This window comes from Paenibacillus sp. PK1-4R (genome assembly GCF_030369595.1).
GTDB lineage: Bacteria > Bacillota > Bacilli > Paenibacillales > Paenibacillaceae > Paenibacillus.
Window position 1 is genome coordinate 5,341,759 of the sequence record NZ_CP126535.1, and the last position, 18,298, is coordinate 5,360,056.

Below are 18,298 nucleotides of genomic sequence, written 5' to 3' on the forward strand. Positions count from 1 at the left end.
CCATCACTTCAAGGCGTGCAACACTCCTTCCATAGACCCACTTCATTCGCCTAAAACACAAAAAAAGGCCATGAATCCGCAGATTCATAGCCTTATGCTTTAAGGGTGTGGTCTTTCTTATGATATTGGAAAAATGAACTCACTCATAGAATAAACCATATCATTCCATTTGATCAACCTTTTTTTATCTCAGCCAGCTTTATTTTCCGTTCAATTCCTTATAGGACGCTTCGAGTTCCGTGATCAATTGATCACCACCGGCTTTTCTCCAGCTTGCGATTTCCTGCTCCCAACCTGCATCATCGATTTTACCCATAATGTACTTGGTCTGCGCATCCCAGATCATCTGATCCAGCTCCTGACCACGCTCGGTATAGATCGCAGAAGACAATGTGAGTGCCGGATTTGCAATGGCATATTGCTCATTCTCACGCGCCATCTTTGTACCTTTCATACCAATGGGAACATCAACCAGTTCAGGCACGTTATAACCTTCAATGCTTAACAAATTATCCCGATATGGCTTTACTTCACGCTGATAAGCGTCAAAATCTTTGAGTTCGGTTTTCCCATCAGCAGTCTTGGTGTAGTGCACATCAAGCAATCCACGGAGCTGCAAAGTGCTCAATTCCTCGTCCATTAACTGGTCCAGGAACGTGAGAACTTGTTTCAATTGCTCCTCATCCGTAACGGATGCTTTCGGGATGACCAGCATTCCGTAGTTTCCTGGCTCCCCGGCGATTCGAATACCATCGGTTCCCTGAAACGGAGCCACATCAATCTCTCCATCCGGAGCATTAGGCGTAAGCCTCTGCTGAGAGGACTTTCCGTTCTGGGCCACACCGTTAAGCTTCATGCCAACTAGACCCGAATCCATTTTTTTGTCCGCATCAGAAGGGTCCAGGGCAGGAAAATCACTATTAATCAGTCCCTCGCTGAACAGTCGCTTGAAGAGTTTCATTGTGTCCACATATTCGGTGGTCAAGAACTCCGGGGTCAGTTTCCCAGCATCATCCACACCCCATTTGTTGACACCGCCAATACTCACAGCAATCCGCGTCAGTGGGGAAGAGACGCCCTCATTATACTTTTTGAAGAGCAGTGCACCGTACGTATCTTCTTTCCCATTCCCGTCAGGGTCATCCTTACGAATAGAGCGCATCACTTCATACCAGTCATCCAGCGTTTTGGGTATATCCAGCTTCAATGTATCGAACCAGTCTTTGCGATATACGATCGCAGTCCGTCCAATATCCCGAAAGTTTGGAATACCGTAAACCTTGCCCTCAATTTTGATATTGTTAAAATAAGCTTCGGATTGGGCAGACAGGTTTTTATAATCCTTCAGGTACGGCCCCAGTTCCCAGAACAGTCCCGTTTTAGCGGCATTAAATGTTGTCGGTACATAATTCACACGCATAATGGTCGGCATCTCGCCTGAAGCAACCATAACATTCACCTTATCATCAAAAGCAGACTGCGGAATCCACTGTACATTGACATCCGTATTTGTATATTCCTCAATCTTCTGTTCAATCCCGTTCTCCTTGGCCGGTATATCACCTACCTGCATTAAAGAGATGGAAATGGGAAGTTTACCTTCCCCTGCAGCAGGTGCTTTTTCTCCCCCGCAACCTGCAAGCAATCCAGCGGACATTGCACCAATTACAACGATTCCGCCTAAACGGGACATTGGACCTTTTGGACTCATGAACCATCTCTCCTTTTGGATAAGGTTATGTACACAGACCACTCCGATGACAGAACAACCTTCAGATCGCTGTTATCCCCAGATTTTTTGATTCTCTTTTAAAAAGGGGAAAATCCGGGGATAAGCCTATGCTTCCGATGCAGCTTTCTTTCAGAAAGCTTTTAGGCGAACGCTTCGCTTCCTCAAGTTATTTCTGTCCTCTACGTTCTCATGTACATGTTAGTTGGACTTGTAAAGTTCAATCTCCACTCCTGCCAAAATGAACGGAGCGACCGATTTCGGATCATTGATCCGAATGGACTCGGTCACATAATACTCATAGGACCCGTCACGATACGGGCTTCCTCCGAGACCTGCTCCGCCATTACACTGCGTCAAGGAAAGTACGCCTTCACGGTCCGTTTGCAGCAGATGCTGCACCAGACCCTGATATCCTTTTTCAGCAATCGCTTTGAACTTGCCACTCAGATACCCTCTACGCACACCTTTGGCCAATGCATAGACAAACATCGAGGTCCCGGAAGCCTCCAGATAGTTCCGCTCACGTCCCGGTTGATCCAACAAATGTGGCCATAGTCCGGTCTGCTGATCCTGCACATGCACTAGTGCGTTTGCTACCCGTTCGAAGATACCCACAATCTGCCCTCGCTGCGGATGATCTACTGGCAGGTGATCCAATGTATCCACAACCGCCATCACATACCAGCCCATCGCCCGGCTCCAGACATGTGGAGAACATCCGGTTTCTCCCGAACTCCAGCGCTGCTCTTTGCTCTCATCCCAGGCATGGTACAAGAGACCGCTACGTGGATCACGTGTACGTTGCTCCACCAGCAAAAGCTGCAGAGCCGCCTTGTCAAACCACTTCTCTTCACCCGTCACTGCGCCATACTGGGTCAGATACGGAGTCGCCATGTACAATCCATCCAGCCACATCTGGAAAGGGTAAATCTTTTTGTGCCAGAATCCGCCTTCACTCGTATGTGGCTGTCCCTTAAGCTGAGTCATAAGCAAATCCGCAGCTTTGCGATACTTCTCTTCACCCGTTTTCTCAAGCAGCAGGAACAACAATTTCCCCTGATTGATCTGATCCAGATTATATTCCTCAACCGTATAGGATTGAATGGAGCCATCTTCCTGAACAAAATGATCCATCAACTCACGGATGTAGTCAAAATACTTTTGCTCCCCCGTGTGCGTATACAGCTCCTCCAGTGCTTTCAGCAGGCAGCCATTCTCATAATGCCAAGTGGAGTACAGCTCATGGTTGCGATAACTTTCCATGAACTGCTGTGCCATGCGCACCGATGTGAATTGCAGTGTTTCTTTCATGATCAAGCCTCCGCTTCTGGCTCTTATTGAGCCTGTTTTTTATAGTCTTCGGCATATTCCTCACGAATCTTGTTTCCACCAGCATTGCCCCAATTCTCGATTTCCTTTTCCCAGCCACTTTGATCGATCTTGCCCATAATGTATTTGGTTTGCGCATCTGCAATTACCTGATCCAGGTCTGCCCCGCGGTCACCATACGTTGGAGAGTATAACGTCAGCGCAGGGTTTGGCACAGCGTGCTCCGCCAGTTCCTTGGCAAGTGCCGTACCTTTTTCACCCAGTTCGGTATCCTTCAACTTCGGTACGTTATATCCTTCGACATAAGGCAGGTTGTCACGGTAAGGCTTCACTTCACGCTGGAATGCATCGAAGTCACTCATCTCCACCTGATCTTCGCCCACTTTGGTGTAATGTTTGTCTTCCATACCACGCATCAACAAGGTCGCCATCTCAGGGTCCATCAGTTTATCCAGGAAGGAGAGCAGGTTTTTGAGTTCTTCTTCCGATTTCACCGTCGATTTAGGGAATGCCAGGATTCCGGAGTTACCCGTCTGTCCTGCAACACGATCTCCGTTCGCTCCAAGCAAACCAGCGATGTCTACCACACCATCCGGATTGTTTTTGGACAAACGCTCTTGCTGACTTTTTCCGTTCTGAGCAACACCAACACGGATACCGACAACGCCGGAATCATACTTTTTCTCCGCTTCCGTAGAGTCGAATACGGCAAAGTCCTGGTTCAGCAGTTTCTCATCATACAACCGTTTTAGCAGATCCAATACCTGCATGTATTCCGGTGTCATGAACTCCGGTGTGAAGCTGCCATCATCCTCGACCTTCCACTTGTTGGGAGCACCAAAACTTACGCCAAGGCGCGTCGTGAAGGAATATTGGTCCTCATTATATTTTTTGAAAAGCATCAGTCCAAACGTATTATCCTGACCGTCTCCATCCGGATCGGAGGTGGCCAGTGTTTTAATCGTTTCATACCATTCATCCGGTGTAGTTGGCACCTTCAGATTCAGCTTCTCAAACCAGTCCTTGCGATAGATCACCGTAGCCCGCGCAATATCCGAGAATACAGGAACCCCGTAGATCTTGCCCTCTACCTTGATGTTGTCAAAAAAACGCTCGTTCTGTGCCGACAGATTTTTGTAGTCTTTCAGCAATGGGCCAACTTCCCAGAACACGTCATTCCGCATCGCGCTGGTCACGGTCGGGTTATATTGCACTTTCACAATTTTCGGCATATCGCTTGAAGCGATCATCACGTTGATTTTGTCATTGTAGGCCGAAGCCGGAATCCATTGGATATCCAGTTTGGTATTCGTATACGCTTCAATCTTTTGCTGAACTTCATTGCCTTTGCTTGGCACATCACCCACTTGCGCAATAGCTATGGACACATTTTGTACGCCGCCCTCGGCAGCCTGACCCTCGTCTGATCCGCATCCTGCCAGCAAACCTGTCACCAGTGCCAGTGTGCTCAAGACAGCTACGGCTTTCTTTTTTGTTGCTTTCATAACATAAAAACCTCCCTTTTTTATACAGTCATACTGAACTGACTTTGAACCATGTGACGACTCAACCTTTCACCGAACCCAGCATCACTCCTTTTGCAAAGTGCTTTTGCAGGAATGGATACACCAGCATAATCGGGATTGTGGAGAATACGATAACCGCCATGCGAATGGTAAGCGGCTGGATCTCGGTCTCTTCAATACTTGTATCTCCGATTCGGCTCTGTGCCAGAATGACAATCTCACGTAGCCAGACTTGGACAGGCCACTTCTCACTATCGTTGATATAGATAACAGCGCTGAAGAAACTGTTCCAGTGGGCCACCGCGTAAAAGAGTGAAAATGTCGCCATGGCTGGCATGGACAACGGCAGTACAATCCGGAACAATACGCCGACATCGTTACATCCATCAATTTTGGCTGCATCCTCCAGTTCGTCGGGAATGGCCTGGAAGAAGTTTTTGAGTACGATCAAGTTAAAAGCACTAATAGCAGTAGGCAGCATCAGCGACCATAACGTATCCGTCAGGTGCAAGGATTTCACGACAAAGTATGTTGGAATCATCCCCCCACTGAAGAGCATCGTGAACAATACACCGAGCAAAATAGGCTGGCGTCCACGCAAATATCTTCTGGAGAGCGGATACGCCATAAGTGACGTAAACAGCAGGTTAATGAAGGTACCGATCACGGTAATATAGACCGATACACCCAGACTGCGAATCAAGGTATCTGTAGAGAAAATGTAACGGTACGCAGCCAGAGAGAACTCTTTTGGAAAAAGAATAAACCCTCCCTTAGCTACTTCATGTGGACTGGTAAATGAAACAGCCAAAATATAAATGAACGGGATGACCGTCACAATTCCAATCAACAGCAGCAAGCCATGATTCACAAAATCAAAGATCCGGTTGCCCCACGTTTTATCCTGTTGCATCTTAATGTTCACTCCTGTCTGGTGAAGAACGTCTGCTCCCGAGGGTTAGTAGACGCCTTCCTCCCCGAATTTTTTGGCCAGCGTATTGGCACCAAGGACAAGCGCCAGTCCGACAACCGATTTGAACAACCCGACAGCAGCACTATAACTGTACTGTGCCTGTGTAAGACCCTTCGTGTACACGTAGGTATCAAATACCTCGCCCACATCCCGGTTTGTCGGAGTCAGCATCAGGAAGATCTGTTCAAAGCCTGTATCCAGGAAGTTGCCCAGACGCAGAATGAGCAAAATGACGATTGTACTGCGAATGGCCGGCAGCGTAATATGCCAGGTTTGGCGCCAACGATTGGCACCATCAATCCGTGCAGCTTCATAGAGCTGTGTATCCACACCGGAAAGCGCAGCCAGGAAGATAATTGTGCCCCAACCGACTTCTTTCCAGATGGATTGTCCGACAATCATGGTGCGGAACCATCCGGGTTCAAGTAGGAACGCCACTTTTTGTCCAGTCAGGTTATAGAGCAATTCATTAATCGCACCACCCTCAGTTGTGAACAGCATGTAGAACACACCGACAACAACAACCCAAGAAACAAAGTGTGGAACATAAACAAGAGTTTGTACAAATCGTTTGAAGCGTTCACGGCGAACTTCATTCATCATGAGTGCCAGTACAATCGGCAGTGGGAAAAAGAATACAATGTTATAAATGGCAAGTAAAAAGGTGTTCCGAAATAATGTCCAGAACTGCGGTTCTCCGAAGAAACGCTGAAAATGTTTGAACCCTACCCAGTCACTTCCCAAGATGCCCTTGTAAGGCGTGTAATCCTGAAAAGCCATCGTGATGCCATACATGGGTATGTATTTGAAAATAACAAAGTAAAGCACACCCGGTATTAACATGATATACAGCCACCGGTTTTTGATAATGTCCCTCCACAGCAGGTTTTTGTCACTGCGGGTAGCGGGCCGTGTTCGAGCCGCCGTTTCGGCTTTCATATTGTCTTCCTCCCCACATTGGAAACGATTACAAAATATCACTTCCTGAATTCATGTCTTCATTGTGGAGGATAAACGAATGACTGGCTATCGTCTCGTTTTAGCCTTTTGTTTTTCCTTATGTAGCAAGGGTTTAGTCCATTTCCCTCACAGAATCTAAAGGCGCAATGAACTGCTTTCAACCTCCATATTCCTGTCTTAACTTCATAGAGGAAAGTGGTCTTCTTCCTTCATCCGAACATAAAAAAGCCTGCCTGCCATGGCGGGCAGAGCAGGTTTGTTTTATCGCTGTTGCTCCCGGTACTTGCCGGGGGTTGTTCCTGTGATTTTGCGAAACGTACGGATAAAGGCGGTTGGATTGGTATAGTTTAATTTCTCGGCAATCTCCGATATTTTAAGATTTGTTGTTTGCAGCCATGTCTTTGCTTTTTCCATACGATACTCTGCGAGATATTCCGTAAAATTGACTCCTGCTTCCTTCTTGAATACCCGACTTAGATAGACAGGGTGAAAATTAAGCTCCGCGGCACAGGCTTCCAGCGATAATTCACGGTCATAACGTTCCTCGATCAAACGAATCATACGTCTCGCAATGTTCATGTATTGGGATTCTTCCTGTTCTCGCCAGAAACGGATGACTGGCAGGAACAGCCGCTTGCGGAACCAATTGGTCATTTCGTCCAATGTGGACAATTTCAGCAAATGTGACATGGATGCTTTTTCACCCAGTACTTCAGCTACATCCCCGCCCTGCTCCTGCACAAGCTGATATACACGAGACAATAACTGAACCATTATGACGGGGTACTCACTGAAATGAAGTTTTTTGTCTGCAAGCAGTCCCAAATATTGCTTAAAGTAGGCGTCCGTTTTCTCTTCATCTCCTTGCTTGAGCGCAGAAGCAAGCTGATCCTCGATCATACGTAACTGGGTATACAACGCGGCCTCCATCTGACCACGTGGCTGTATATCCTCGTAATGCAAAATAATACGGCTGCCCAGACTTACCCGGCCCTGCAGAGCCTCTCGGCTCTCTTGAACCGCTCTTGGCGTATCTCCGATACAAGCATAGGAACGGCTGATGCCGATACTTACGGGCAGATTCAGATAAGTCACGACACGTTCGCGAATCCAGTCTGCCTGGGTATGCATCCATTCCTTCAGCTTCACCTCATCCGTCAGTTCGGAGGCAAGAACGGTGACCTGAGCATCATCCAGCATGACAGGGGTGAACCGAACTGCCGAAGGAAGGAGCTCACCTACCATATTGTTGACAGCAAACAGCAGCAGATCGCGATCCTGTTCCTCATATCGTGTCCCTTCCAAGGTATCAATCTGGAGCATGAGTACGCCAAGATTTGCCCACCCTGTCGGGAAATCGTACAATTCTCCCTGATATCTGAAATCCTCTTCCGAGATTTTGCCTGTGAGCAGTTTGGTCATAAAAAACTCCTGGAGGTGCACATGCTGCCCCTTCATCTGCTCACGCATCGTTTTCTCCGAGCTGAACAAGGTTGACAATTGCTCCTCAATATAAATAAATTCATCCTGTCGGCGTCCTGACGGAGCAACTGGGGAATCCAACCCCTTCGTAAATTGTAGCAGTCTGGAGATCGGTGAGTACATCCGCCGACTGCCGTATATGGCGAACAATCCCGTTACACATAACATGACCAGTGTAGCGATACCGGTAACCAATGCAATTTTCTGTGACTGGGCCGTAATCTGTCCAAGAGATACAACGGACACGTATAACCAGCCATTGAGCGGAGATTGCCTATAACTAACCGCCACTTGATTACCTTCCACCTCCGCACTGAAGAAACCCTCTGGCTGGGCCGTCGTTTGTACCATTTCCTGAATTTCTTTATTCAGTGCGTCATATTTCCCGCCTTGCTGCATATCGTTCAGAAAATACTTTTGCTCCCGATCCAGAACGTACATATCTCCAGAATTCGTATTTCGGCTCAAGTAGGTACTCAGTTCCGTATCGGCGATATCAATTACAAGAAATCCCTTTGGTTTCACATTGGTTGGTATCATCGGGATTTTGAATACCATACTGACCACATTATCCGATGATATAAGGGTAGGTGCCTGTTCGGGTGTTAGTTCACCCATACCTGCTGACACAGGTACACTTTCTTTGGCTGAACTGGCATTCTGAGTGACCCAGAACAGGCTGTTGGTATAACTTAGGTAGGAGCCAATTCGGTCTCGAATGCTGAAATCATCCAATTTGCCAAAAGAACGCATCGAAACAACCCAATCTTCATCCAGATTAACCAGATAGGCTTGGTCAATGTTCGTAACCGCTTGCAAGTTGTTAAAACCGGATGTCAGATCACGAATCTCCTGAAACTCGCTGCTGTCTAGTGGTTTCTTCATCGCTTGTAGTACCAGGGGCGAATTAACATACTGGATGGATGATAATTGCAGGCTGCGCAGAACTTGTTCTACCCTCATTTGGGTCTGATGTAATATCTGAAGATTGCTCTCACGCACTTTCTGTTCAATGTCACGTGATGCAATCGTATACGAGACCGAACCAATAACAATGACCGGAAGGGCTCCGAGGATCAGGGTAAAGCAGAGCAAACGCAGTAAATACTTAGGCAAGAAGAGCATCCTCCTTTATACATAGGTTCATTAAATTAAATCGCTTTCATTGGATTATTTTACTATTGTTATTTTAAAACCCATTCTTATTCAAGTCCACTCATTTATTCTAAAGGTTGACTTCAAACCAATTTCCAGTTTATATTGGTTGCATATTCCTCAATCAAAGGAGAGATTTTTAATGTCGGTGAATGTTCTTAACTAACCAAGTTTCATATTCAGGAGTTTGGCCTTTCATTGCGCTTGTGCCCATATGGCATACGTGTATTTCATGATGCGCCAGATCCCTGTACTTAGTTAAGAACAGCGGATATCATAAATCGCCTCCGGGATTGTCATTGTCCGGGTCTATTTCCGCGCTGAGTTCAGCGCGGATTTTTTAATATAGACCTGTAGTGGACTCTGCTTTCCCATATATTTAGGGCGGAGAATGACGTTTGTTCATTCTCCGCCCTTTTTGCGTTTTCCAGGAATATGTTTCAGCGCATCAACTGAAATTCCAATTCAAATTCAAGGAGAGATTACGCATGAATGAAAACACATTAAACAGTCTGGGTTATCCACAAATTCAAAAAAACGTTGCAGACTGCGCCCTGTCTTACCTGGGCAAACGTTATGCGAGAGAACTAAAACCGATGGTAGATGCTCACCTTATTCAGATTCGCCTGGAAGAAACTGCAGAAGCGGCTGCGTTGATTCGCTTCGGGGCCAGTATTCCCCTCCCTTCACTCGACGGAATGGAAACCATTATGGATCTGCTTGGCACCGGTTATCTATTCAGTGAACGCGACTTCAGTCATCTCGCTCAGTTCCTGCGGAGCTGTGCACAACTCATGAAGTACATGGAGGGCAAATCTGGGGCCGCTCCCACCGTCAGTCGTTATGCAGCATCCATGATTCTGATCGAACCTTTGCTGAGTGAGATTGAGCGCTGCATCCATAGTGGACGCATTCAGGATCAGGCGAGCAAGGAACTCATTCGTATTCGTAAAAAAATAACGGTCAATGCGGAACGCATGAAACGAAAACTTGATTCTCTGGTGAGTAAACATCGCTCCATTATGCAGGAACATGTCATCAGCCAACGGGGAGGAAGAACGGTTCTGCCCATTAAGAAAGAGTTCCGTAAACAGGTGAAAGGCAGTGTACTGGATGAATCCGGGAGCGGGCAAACCGTATATATCGAACCTGTTGAATTAGTAAGTTTACAGATGGAATTGGCCGCTCTACAAGCGGAGGAGTCCCGAGAGGAGATGAGAATTCTCGGTGATTTAACCTCCCTGGCCGAATCGTATAACCGTGAAATCGCACTGAACACCGAAACGGTAGGTGTATTGGACTTCCTGTTTGCCAAAGCCAAATATGCGGCCACCATGGACGGACGTACCGTTCGAGTCAATACTCAGGGCCACATTAGCCTTCAACGTGCACGTCATCCGTTCATGGGTTCTTCCATGGTTCCCCTTGATTTTGCAATCGGCAAAACGTACTCGTCGCTCATTATAACGGGCCCGAATACAGGGGGTAAAACGGTCGCACTCAAAACACTTGGTTTGTTAACCCTGATGATGCAATCTGGTTTGCTTATTCCGGTGGAGGAAGGTGGCGAGATGGCTGTTTATAACGAGGTAGCGGTTGATATTGGTGACGGGCAGAGTTTGGAACAAGCACTCAGTACATTCTCTGCACATATTCGCAATATGATTGGCATACTGGAACAGGCCAATACGTCAACTCTGGTGCTCATTGATGAGATGGCTTCCGGCACAGATCCCGGTGAAGGTGTTGGACTATCTATCGCCATGCTGGAGGAACTTCACAGCCGCGGAGCAACCGTTGTGGCAACAACACATTTTGGTGAAATCAAACATTTTGCCGCTGCCACGCCAGGATTCGAAAATGCCCGTATGGAATTTGACACCGTTTCTCTCCAGCCGCTGTATCGATTGCATATCGGAGAAGCTGGTGAGAGCTATGCTTATTCCATCGCATTAAAGCTGGGCATGCCACAGCGAATTATCGAGCGATCCAAGTCCCTGTCCGATCAAAGTATTTCAAGAGATCGTACATTAGTGTTCACATCACCTCCTTTGGAAAATCCGGCCCTGACGCCTGATCGTTCCGTTGCAGAAGCAGACGGCCCAGCAGAGTTATCCAAGCGGAACCAGTCGAAACAGTCAAAGGATTCAATCGGTCCCCACAAAAAGACAACAACTAGAGAGTCGGATTCTCCTGCTCCTGCCAAAACTTTTCGCAAAGGGGATCGGGTGTATGCGGCCTATCTTAATCAGTCGGGCATCGTCTGTGATGTCGAGGATAGCCGTGGAAATATCGGGGTCATGCTGCGAGGACGCAAAGTCAAAATCCATAAGAAACGCCTGACCCTGCATATATCAGCCGATGAGCTTTATCCGGGTGACGATTATGACTTGGACATTGTGCTAGAAACAAAGGAAAATCGAAAGAAGCGTAAGTTGATGGGACGCAAACATGTGGAAGGCCTACAGATCGAATTACCGCCTGAAGAATAGCCGATGGGAGAAACAGATGTGGTGAACTGGAAGTCATATATACAGAGTGAAATCCATAATCACCGGCACATTTCTGTTATACTGGGGACCAGTATGTTTAACTTCAGCTCGTAGCTATTGCACAGGGAGGGAAGAACTGAATGTCTGCAGAACAAGACGATCAAGAGCACATCCATATCGATGTTCTTGTCTGCCCATTATGCGGGGAAGCTAATCGCTGTTCCTATGCCGCAGGACATCCTCATTCGGAATGCTGGTGTAACCGGGCTACTTTCCCCGAGGGTGTGTTTGACCGCATTCCGGCAGAGCAGCGCCGAAAATCGTGCGTATGTCAACGCTGTTTGGACGAATATGCCGATAAAAGCCAACCAAAAGAAGAGCCACACAGTTAACAACTGTATGGCTCTTCTTCATTATGCCTCATCTATACTGTTAACTGGCTGCCACTGTTCTTACATTTGGTTATACTGGGCAACAGCCTGTTCAAGCACCGGATGATGCTCATCCATGGACGTATAATGATGCAGTACAGCTGTAATCCCCTTCTGGCGGATCATGTTCTGCAGTTCAACTGCTTCCGGATCATCGGAGACATCGAACTTGCAGGCTGCTGCCATACCCATAGCCAGATAAGTCGTATCAGTTCCATCCGCATAGGCCTGAAGGGCCGGGCGAACCAGACGATCATTCGGAGACAACTTGCGCAGCGGGGAACGACCAACTCGAGTAACCTCATCGGTGAGATACGGGTTGACGAACCGTCCCAATATTTTGACAATATACTGCTCATGTTCTTCCGGGTTGAATGCAAAACGCTTCACCAGAACTTTTCCAGTTTCCTGTAAAGCACCGTAGACAATCGATTTCACCTTTTCATCGGCAATAGCCTTTTGAATCGTGTCATACCCGTGCACATTACCGATATATGCTGCAACGCAGTGTCCTGTATTAACAGTGAACAGCTTCCGTTCGATATACGGCTCCAGATCATCGACATATACAATGCCCTCAACCGGTTTGAATGCAGGAGCCATCTGGGAACGATCCACCACCCACTCGTAAAAAGGCTCCACCTGTACATGCAACGGGTCTTCATGGTGCTGAATAGGCACAATCCGGTCTACGGCCGAGTCGGGAAAATAAATGTACTGATCTGCGAGGGAACGTACCTCTTCATTGAGCAGAGCATATACATGTTCTTTCAATTGTGTACTGGCTCCAATGGCGTTCTCGCAAGCGATAATGTGAAGCGGGTTTTGAGCAGGACCGGAATTCAGTCTTTTCTCAAGTCCCTTCGCGATACCTGGTGCAATATGCTTTAGCACGCCCACACCCACTGCGGTTGTAATCAGATCAGCTTCCACCACCGTTTGGGCAACCGTCTCCAGCTGGGTTCCATCGATTGCATTTACACCTGTGACGGTCTCCTGATCCTTGCTCTCGTTGGCCAGTTCCACCGTATACTGCCCCCGTTGCTGGAGAGCTGTAACCAAGTTCTGATTTACGTCGGAGAAAACCACCTCATAGCCCGCACGGGACAGAATCAAGCCGATAAACCCGCGTCCAATGTTACCTGCGCCAAAGTGTAGGGCCTTCATAGCTCCATTTCACTTTCCAGAATAGCAATAACTTCTTCGGCAGTTTTAGCCAAACGCAGGGCCTCCATATTTTCATCTTCAGCACAGATCACCGCGATGCTAGTCAGGATCTCCATATGTTCCCCGCCTTGAGCCGCGATACCAATGACCATATAAGCCTTTTCTTCGCCAAAATCAACACCTTGAGGATACTGAATGACAGAGATACCTGTGGATAAAATGAAAGCTTTGGATTCCTTCGTACCGTGCGGAATAGCCAAGCCGTTCCCTACATAGGTCGAGACAATCTCTTCACGTTCAATCATCTTCTCAATGTAATCAGCGGTAATATGTCCTGCATCCTTCAGAATCTGCCCTGCCATACGAATCGCTTCGTATTTGTCCTGAGCCGTCGCATTCATGATGACTTTATCTGTTGTTAACATACTCATAATGGTTGACCTCCAATTTCGGTTTTACTGCGATAAAATCCAACAAGTTCCTGGGACAGGTAATGAATGAGTTCATCCCTAATTCCCTTTTCCAGCAATGTAATCATTTCTTCCTGCAATAACAGTGCGCTGATCTCACTGAGAACCTCCAGGCTTTCCTTGGATAATTCTCTGGGACCGAGCATCAAGAGGACATGGGTAACTCCTGCCGGATCATCCGGCGTACGAAGGAGTGGCTCAGTGAGCTGAAACAAGCTAATGGACGGCCTGTAGATCCCCTCACTGCGTGTATGAAACAGCGCAAGTCTTGTGCCGGGAATCTTCTGACTCCCCACTGCCTCACGTGCCTCCAACCGTTTTGCGATCTCCCCCGGTTCCTTTAGCACACCAGATCCATGGAGTACGTTGCACATCGCATACACCGTTTTATAGAACCCGATGTCCTGATTATCCAGCGGGTACACCTGAAACTTGCCAATAATTCGGACGATTTCAACTAAAATAGCTTCCATTCCATCAGGGTCAGAGTAACGACTTGTCGTCTGAACCTCTGCTTCACGGGGCTTATTATGCTGTCGTTGTAACGTTGTTGTTCGGATAAAATGACGCAGACGTTCGCTCTCTTCTGCCGTAAGCAGTGGACTCACTTTGTAATACTGATGCTCATCCATCGGCAGATCAACAGTAGATAAGACCAGATCATATTGATCTGTAGGTATCCGGGCAGCCTCGTACCAGGACACGCTATCCATAATCCGAATCTCGGGAATCTCCTTGGATAATCGGCTGGAAAGCATGCGTGATGATCCGATTCCGCTTGTACACACGATGATCGCCCTGATCTCCCGTTTCAATGCACGTAACCTCTCGATGGAAGCTCCAAAGTGCATAACCAAGAAACCAATCTCCTCATCCGGAACGTCTGTGCCTGGCCAAGCTTGCCCCACAGATTTTTTGACCTCTTCAAAGAGGGAATCATAATCCTTGCGAATCTGCTGCAAAAGCGGATTACGAATCATCTGTTGTCCTTCAATTCGCTCCATGACAGGTTGCATATGACCAAGCAGACCTTCACGAAGCAAACGATCCTCATGAAAGGCGTAATGCGTCCTCGCCTGCATCTGATCAATCAGTGAATGTACCCTGTCCAGTAAAATCAAGTCGTCTATTGGCAACAGCCGCGAAGAGTGAATCCGCTGCTCTGTCTCAACTAATAGTCTGTGAAAATAAGCTTGCTCATCTTGGGAGAATGTCAGCCCCAGCTGGGTCGATAACACACCACACAAGCGGGAAGCCATATAAGGTGGAACCTTCATCTCATCCTGCTCTGCAACTGCATCTCCCGTTTTCTCTCGTGGAGACATACGGCCAATGCCAATGCCTTTACGAATACGTACAACCGCTACGGATAATTGAATCAGCAACTTCATGTATTGGCGTTCCGGGATGTTCTCCAGCCATTCGATGTCTGGTTGCCATAACGCATTTTCGATCGTAAGCACATCACCGTGTCCAATCATATCCAGCAGTTTTTGGTTTACGATGGAGCCCCCTTGTTCAGGTTGTCTTCCGAACAGGTCGGACTCATCCAGAAATTCCAGTGCAAGTGCAGCTATGGCTGTGCGATGAATCGTCTCACTTCCATTAATCTTGACGCCATATCCACGTCTGCGAACCAGCTTCAGTCCCGCCTGACGAATCCGTGACTCCAGATCGTCCAGATCAGTGGTTACGGTGGATACGGTCACTTTCAGATCCGAGGCCAGGGCGAGCAACTTTACAGGCTCCGGTTCATCAAGCAGGATGCAAAGCATGAAGAGCTTACGCTCTTCCGGCGTAAACTCTACATATTCTTTACCCTCTAGTTGCTGGCGCAATATAGCCAGATCATCGGAACCAGCATCAATTCGGATACCGGTTCCTGATTTTTTTTCCAGCCTCATGCCCAAAGGTTCAAGCCATTGTTCAATCATTTGCAGCTCCCGGTGAACTGTTCGGGTACTGACCTTAACTTCAACGGCGATTTCGCCGGCAGTGACTTCATGTGGATGCTCCAGCAGAAACTCCACGATTTCACGTTGTCTTTTGGTAATACTCATATCTCAGCCTCCGGCTCAGGGAAAACAAATGCGTACAATTACTTTAGACGTTCAACGAGCGCATCGTATTCCGGGCTTTTTAGGAAGTTGTCGATGGATATATGTTCTGCGTTCGGCGCAACGGAGCGGGCACGATCGGTTAATATTTGTTGTGTGATTACCACATCTGCATCCGGCGGGATATCACTGATAGCCGTATTGGTCACCGTAACGTCAATCCCCTCTGCCTTCATCTTCTTGCGTAGAATGGAAGCACCCATGGCACTCGACCCCATCCCTGCATCACAGGAGAAGACAATTTTCTTCACGTCTGTTTTGACTGTAGAAGAAGCCATATCTGCGGCTCTGTCTGCTTCACGATGATTAGCCGTAATGCCAGCGTTTGGCACGGTTCCTTGACTCTTCATGTCTTTCATCCGACTGGATGCGGACTCCAGATCTTCGTCCTTTTGTTTACCCGTTTTCAGCAACACTGCTGCTACCAGGAAGGAAACGACGGCTGCTACAAGCACCCCTGCAAGCATTGGCAGGTATCCACCTTTCGGTGTTAAGAGGAAATACGCGATAATACTACCCGGTGATGGTGCTGAAACAAGTCCTGCTCCGGTGAGCATAAATGTTAATGTACCTGCGACGCCACCCGCAATTGCGGCAAGAATCAGAATCGGTCTCATCAAAATGTAAGGGAAGTAGATCTCATGAATTCCCCCGAAGAAATGAATGATAACGGCACCTGGTGCAGAAGATTTGGCCATTCCGCGTCCGAAGAAACAGTAAGCAAGCAAGATACCAAGTCCCGGACCCGGGTTCGATTCAAGCATGTATAATACGGATTGCCCTAATTCTCTCGCTTGATCTGTTGCAATTGGTGTTAGAATCCCGTGGTTGATTGCATTGTTCAGGAACAATACTTTACCTGGTTCAATGATTAGGTTGACCAACGGCAGCAAACCAAGATTCATTAAGCCTTGTACCCCGGCAGATAATACTTTGCTAATTGCTTCTACAGCAGGCCCGATGCCCAGTAGCGCAAAAATCCCCAAGATCCCGCCAATAATACCGGCTGAGAAGTTGTTAACCAGCATTTCAAATCCGGCTCTAACTTTACCTTCGATCGATTTATCAAACTTTTTGATGATCCATGCTGCCAGTGGTCCGGCAATCATGGCACCTAGGAACATCGGGATATCACTACCCACGATGACCCCAATGGTCATAATGGCACCCACGACACCACCACGCTGACCATGCACCATCGTACCCCCGGTGTAACCGATTAACAGTGGCAGCAAATATTTGATCATCGGATCGACTAGCTGTGCCAGTGTCTCGTTAGGGAACCAGCCTGTTGGAATGAACATGGCCGTAATTAATCCCCAGGCGATGAACGCTCCCATATTCGGCATGACCATACCACTCAGGAAACGGCCAAAACGCTGCACACCTACCCGTAGCCCACCTTTGGAATTGGACGATTGGTCCAAATTACTCATTGTATTATCCTCCTTGGATCAAGTGATTATGATTTATGAAAGGGGTATCATTTCTCCCCTGCTGTAATCCTAAGCGAGAATGCTCTCCTGTTCAATGAAATGAAAGCGTACTTTCGTCATGAACAATGATGACAACATTAGGTTATGTAATCGTTTTAATCGATGCATAATGGCTGAACCCATTGGTACACAAGGTTTTTCTTGCCTATGACTTTTATCATTTCCAGAGTCATTTTCTAACCTATAGCTTGGTCCAATCAGATGATTTACATCCACAATCTGCTCAAATCTACATTCAAAACCATTCTTGGAAAGCACAAAAAACCTGTGCAAGCATCCGGCTCACACAGGTCGAAACAATATGAAACTCATTTCATTTGCTTATAAAATATATGTTAATAAGTACAAGTTCGTTGATACTATTCTTCCGTATGTTTACGATACGCGTCTGCATTCATCAATGTAGACAATGCTGCTGTCAGATCTCCCTCAACACGAATCTCAATCATCCAACCTTCCTCGTAAGGAGAGCTGTTCACAAGTTCAGGGGAGTCCTGCAACGAATCATTGACTGCAATAATTGAACCTGTGACGGGAGAGAACAAGTCGGAAACCGTTTTGACCGATTCAATCGTTCCAATGCTGTCCTCTGCTTTTACATTGGTTTCAAGGTCAGGCAATTCCACAAACACAATGTCACCCAGCTGATGCTGCGCGAACTCGGTAATGCCAATACGTACAGTATCCTCCCCTACGGTTTGCACCCATTCGTGCTCTTCACTGTACAGGAAATCACTTTTCAATTCGCTCATCGATATCCGCCTCGCTTTTCATTAAATGAGTGCATGCGTTCTTTGACCTTAACCTTTTTCCCAGAACATAGCGTATGATATTTTTGATTCAAATGTCAAGATACCTCACAATTTATTTATTGATCACCTCTAAATCCTGTAACCCGATTACACTCTTTCTTCATATACTGGTGAATATTAGAATAGTAAGCGCAGTCTTTTTAAATACACGAACAA

Annotated in this window: 13 protein-coding genes; 2 read left to right on the forward strand and 11 right to left on the reverse strand. The window is 47.2% G+C overall.

Features of this window, described 5'->3' with window-relative positions:
• Positions 1 to 199 precede the first annotated feature (199 nt).
• The 6 genes from QNO02_RS23210 to QNO02_RS23235 form a co-directional block, all read right to left on the reverse strand.
• Positions 200 to 1,711 (reverse strand): extracellular solute-binding protein, encoded by a 1,512-nt coding sequence (locus tag QNO02_RS23210; RefSeq protein ID WP_249911915.1) that lies wholly within the window; start codon positions 1,709 to 1,711, stop codon positions 200 to 202.
• 219 nt (positions 1,712 to 1,930) lie between these two features.
• On the reverse strand, positions 1,931 to 3,043 hold the full coding sequence (locus QNO02_RS23215; protein ID WP_289390171.1) for a glycoside hydrolase family 88/105 protein: 1,113 nt from the start codon (positions 3,041 to 3,043) through the stop codon (positions 1,931 to 1,933).
• A 23-nt stretch (positions 3,044 to 3,066) separates the two neighbouring features.
• Entirely contained in the window at positions 3,067 to 4,566 is a 1,500-nt protein-coding gene (locus QNO02_RS23220) for an extracellular solute-binding protein (protein WP_062835837.1), read from the reverse strand.
• A 61-nt stretch (positions 4,567 to 4,627) separates the two neighbouring features.
• The gene (locus QNO02_RS23225) at positions 4,628 to 5,500 is read right to left on the reverse strand and encodes a carbohydrate ABC transporter permease (protein WP_133385864.1); all 873 of its coding nucleotides are present in this window, start codon (positions 5,498 to 5,500) and stop codon (positions 4,628 to 4,630) included.
• A 45-nt stretch (positions 5,501 to 5,545) separates the two neighbouring features.
• Positions 5,546 to 6,499: an ABC transporter permease gene (locus QNO02_RS23230; protein ID WP_017686861.1), complete on the reverse strand. Its 954-nt coding sequence runs from the start codon at positions 6,497 to 6,499 to the stop codon at positions 5,546 to 5,548.
• A gap of 282 nt (positions 6,500 to 6,781) precedes the next feature.
• A complete protein-coding gene (locus QNO02_RS23235) occupies positions 6,782 to 9,118 on the reverse strand; it encodes an AraC family transcriptional regulator (protein ID WP_289390173.1) in 2,337 nt (778 codons plus the stop codon).
• A gap of 527 nt (positions 9,119 to 9,645) precedes the next feature.
• Between QNO02_RS23235 and QNO02_RS23240 the strand changes: the two genes are divergently transcribed.
• Positions 9,646 to 11,649, forward strand: coding sequence for an endonuclease MutS2 (locus QNO02_RS23240; RefSeq protein ID WP_289390175.1), 2,004 nt, complete (start codon positions 9,646 to 9,648; stop codon positions 11,647 to 11,649).
• Between the two features lie 140 nt (positions 11,650 to 11,789).
• Positions 11,790 to 12,041 (forward strand): cysteine-rich CWC family protein, encoded by a 252-nt coding sequence (locus tag QNO02_RS23245; protein ID WP_289390176.1) that lies wholly within the window; start codon positions 11,790 to 11,792, stop codon positions 12,039 to 12,041.
• 60 nt (positions 12,042 to 12,101) lie between these two features.
• On the opposite strand, the gene QNO02_RS23250 is transcribed toward QNO02_RS23245, so the two are convergent.
• From QNO02_RS23250 to gcvH, 5 genes are all read right to left on the reverse strand, one after another.
• Positions 12,102 to 13,247, reverse strand: coding sequence for a mannitol-1-phosphate 5-dehydrogenase (locus QNO02_RS23250; protein WP_289390178.1), 1,146 nt, complete (start codon positions 13,245 to 13,247; stop codon positions 12,102 to 12,104).
• Positions 13,244 to 13,678: a PTS mannitol transporter subunit IIA gene (locus QNO02_RS23255; RefSeq protein ID WP_017686856.1), complete on the reverse strand. Its 435-nt coding sequence runs from the start codon at positions 13,676 to 13,678 to the stop codon at positions 13,244 to 13,246. Before QNO02_RS23255 ends, QNO02_RS23250 begins: the two co-directional genes overlap by 4 nt.
• Positions 13,675 to 15,777 (reverse strand): BglG family transcription antiterminator, encoded by a 2,103-nt coding sequence (locus QNO02_RS23260; protein WP_289390180.1) that lies wholly within the window; start codon positions 15,775 to 15,777, stop codon positions 13,675 to 13,677. Before QNO02_RS23260 ends, QNO02_RS23255 begins: the two co-directional genes overlap by 4 nt.
• Before the next feature lie 38 nt (positions 15,778 to 15,815).
• The gene (locus QNO02_RS23265) at positions 15,816 to 17,270 is read right to left on the reverse strand and encodes a PTS mannitol transporter subunit IIBC (RefSeq protein ID WP_091027715.1); all 1,455 of its coding nucleotides are present in this window, start codon (positions 17,268 to 17,270) and stop codon (positions 15,816 to 15,818) included.
• 419 nt (positions 17,271 to 17,689) lie between these two features.
• Positions 17,690 to 18,082 carry a glycine cleavage system protein GcvH gene (gcvH, locus tag QNO02_RS23270; RefSeq protein ID WP_047844042.1) on the reverse strand — a complete coding sequence of 131 codons (393 nt, stop codon included), beginning with the start codon at positions 18,080 to 18,082 and terminating at the stop codon, positions 17,690 to 17,692.
• Between the last annotated feature and the right edge of the window lie 216 nt (positions 18,083 to 18,298).

What these genes read in the sequence shown, in the direction of transcription:
- QNO02_RS23210 (WP_249911915.1), bottom strand. Translation starts at nt 1,711, where the DNA reads ATGAGTCCAAAAGGTCCAATGTCCCGTTTAGGCGGAATCGTTGTAATT.
- QNO02_RS23215 (WP_289390171.1), bottom strand. Translation starts at nt 3,043, where the DNA reads ATGAAAGAAACACTGCAATTCACATCGGTGCGCATGGCACAGCAGTTC.
- QNO02_RS23220 (WP_062835837.1), bottom strand. Translation starts at nt 4,566, where the DNA reads ATGAAAGCAACAAAAAAGAAAGCCGTAGCTGTCTTGAGCACACTGGCA.
- QNO02_RS23225 (WP_133385864.1), bottom strand. Translation starts at nt 5,500, where the DNA reads ATGCAACAGGATAAAACGTGGGGCAACCGGATCTTTGATTTTGTGAAT.
- QNO02_RS23230 (WP_017686861.1), bottom strand. Translation starts at nt 6,499, where the DNA reads ATGAAAGCCGAAACGGCGGCTCGAACACGGCCCGCTACCCGCAGTGAC.
- QNO02_RS23240 (WP_289390175.1), top strand. Translation starts at nt 9,646, where the DNA reads ATGAATGAAAACACATTAAACAGTCTGGGTTATCCACAAATTCAAAAA.
- QNO02_RS23245 (WP_289390176.1), top strand. Translation starts at nt 11,790, where the DNA reads ATGTCTGCAGAACAAGACGATCAAGAGCACATCCATATCGATGTTCTT.
- QNO02_RS23250 (WP_289390178.1), bottom strand. Translation starts at nt 13,247, where the DNA reads ATGAAGGCCCTACACTTTGGCGCAGGTAACATTGGACGCGGGTTTATC.
- QNO02_RS23255 (WP_017686856.1), bottom strand. Translation starts at nt 13,678, where the DNA reads ATGAGTATGTTAACAACAGATAAAGTCATCATGAATGCGACGGCTCAG.
- QNO02_RS23260 (WP_289390180.1), bottom strand. Translation starts at nt 15,777, where the DNA reads ATGAGTATTACCAAAAGACAACGTGAAATCGTGGAGTTTCTGCTGGAG.
- QNO02_RS23265 (WP_091027715.1), bottom strand. Translation starts at nt 17,270, where the DNA reads ATGAGTAATTTGGACCAATCGTCCAATTCCAAAGGTGGGCTACGGGTA.
- gcvH (WP_047844042.1), bottom strand. Translation starts at nt 18,082, where the DNA reads ATGAGCGAATTGAAAAGTGATTTCCTGTACAGTGAAGAGCACGAATGG.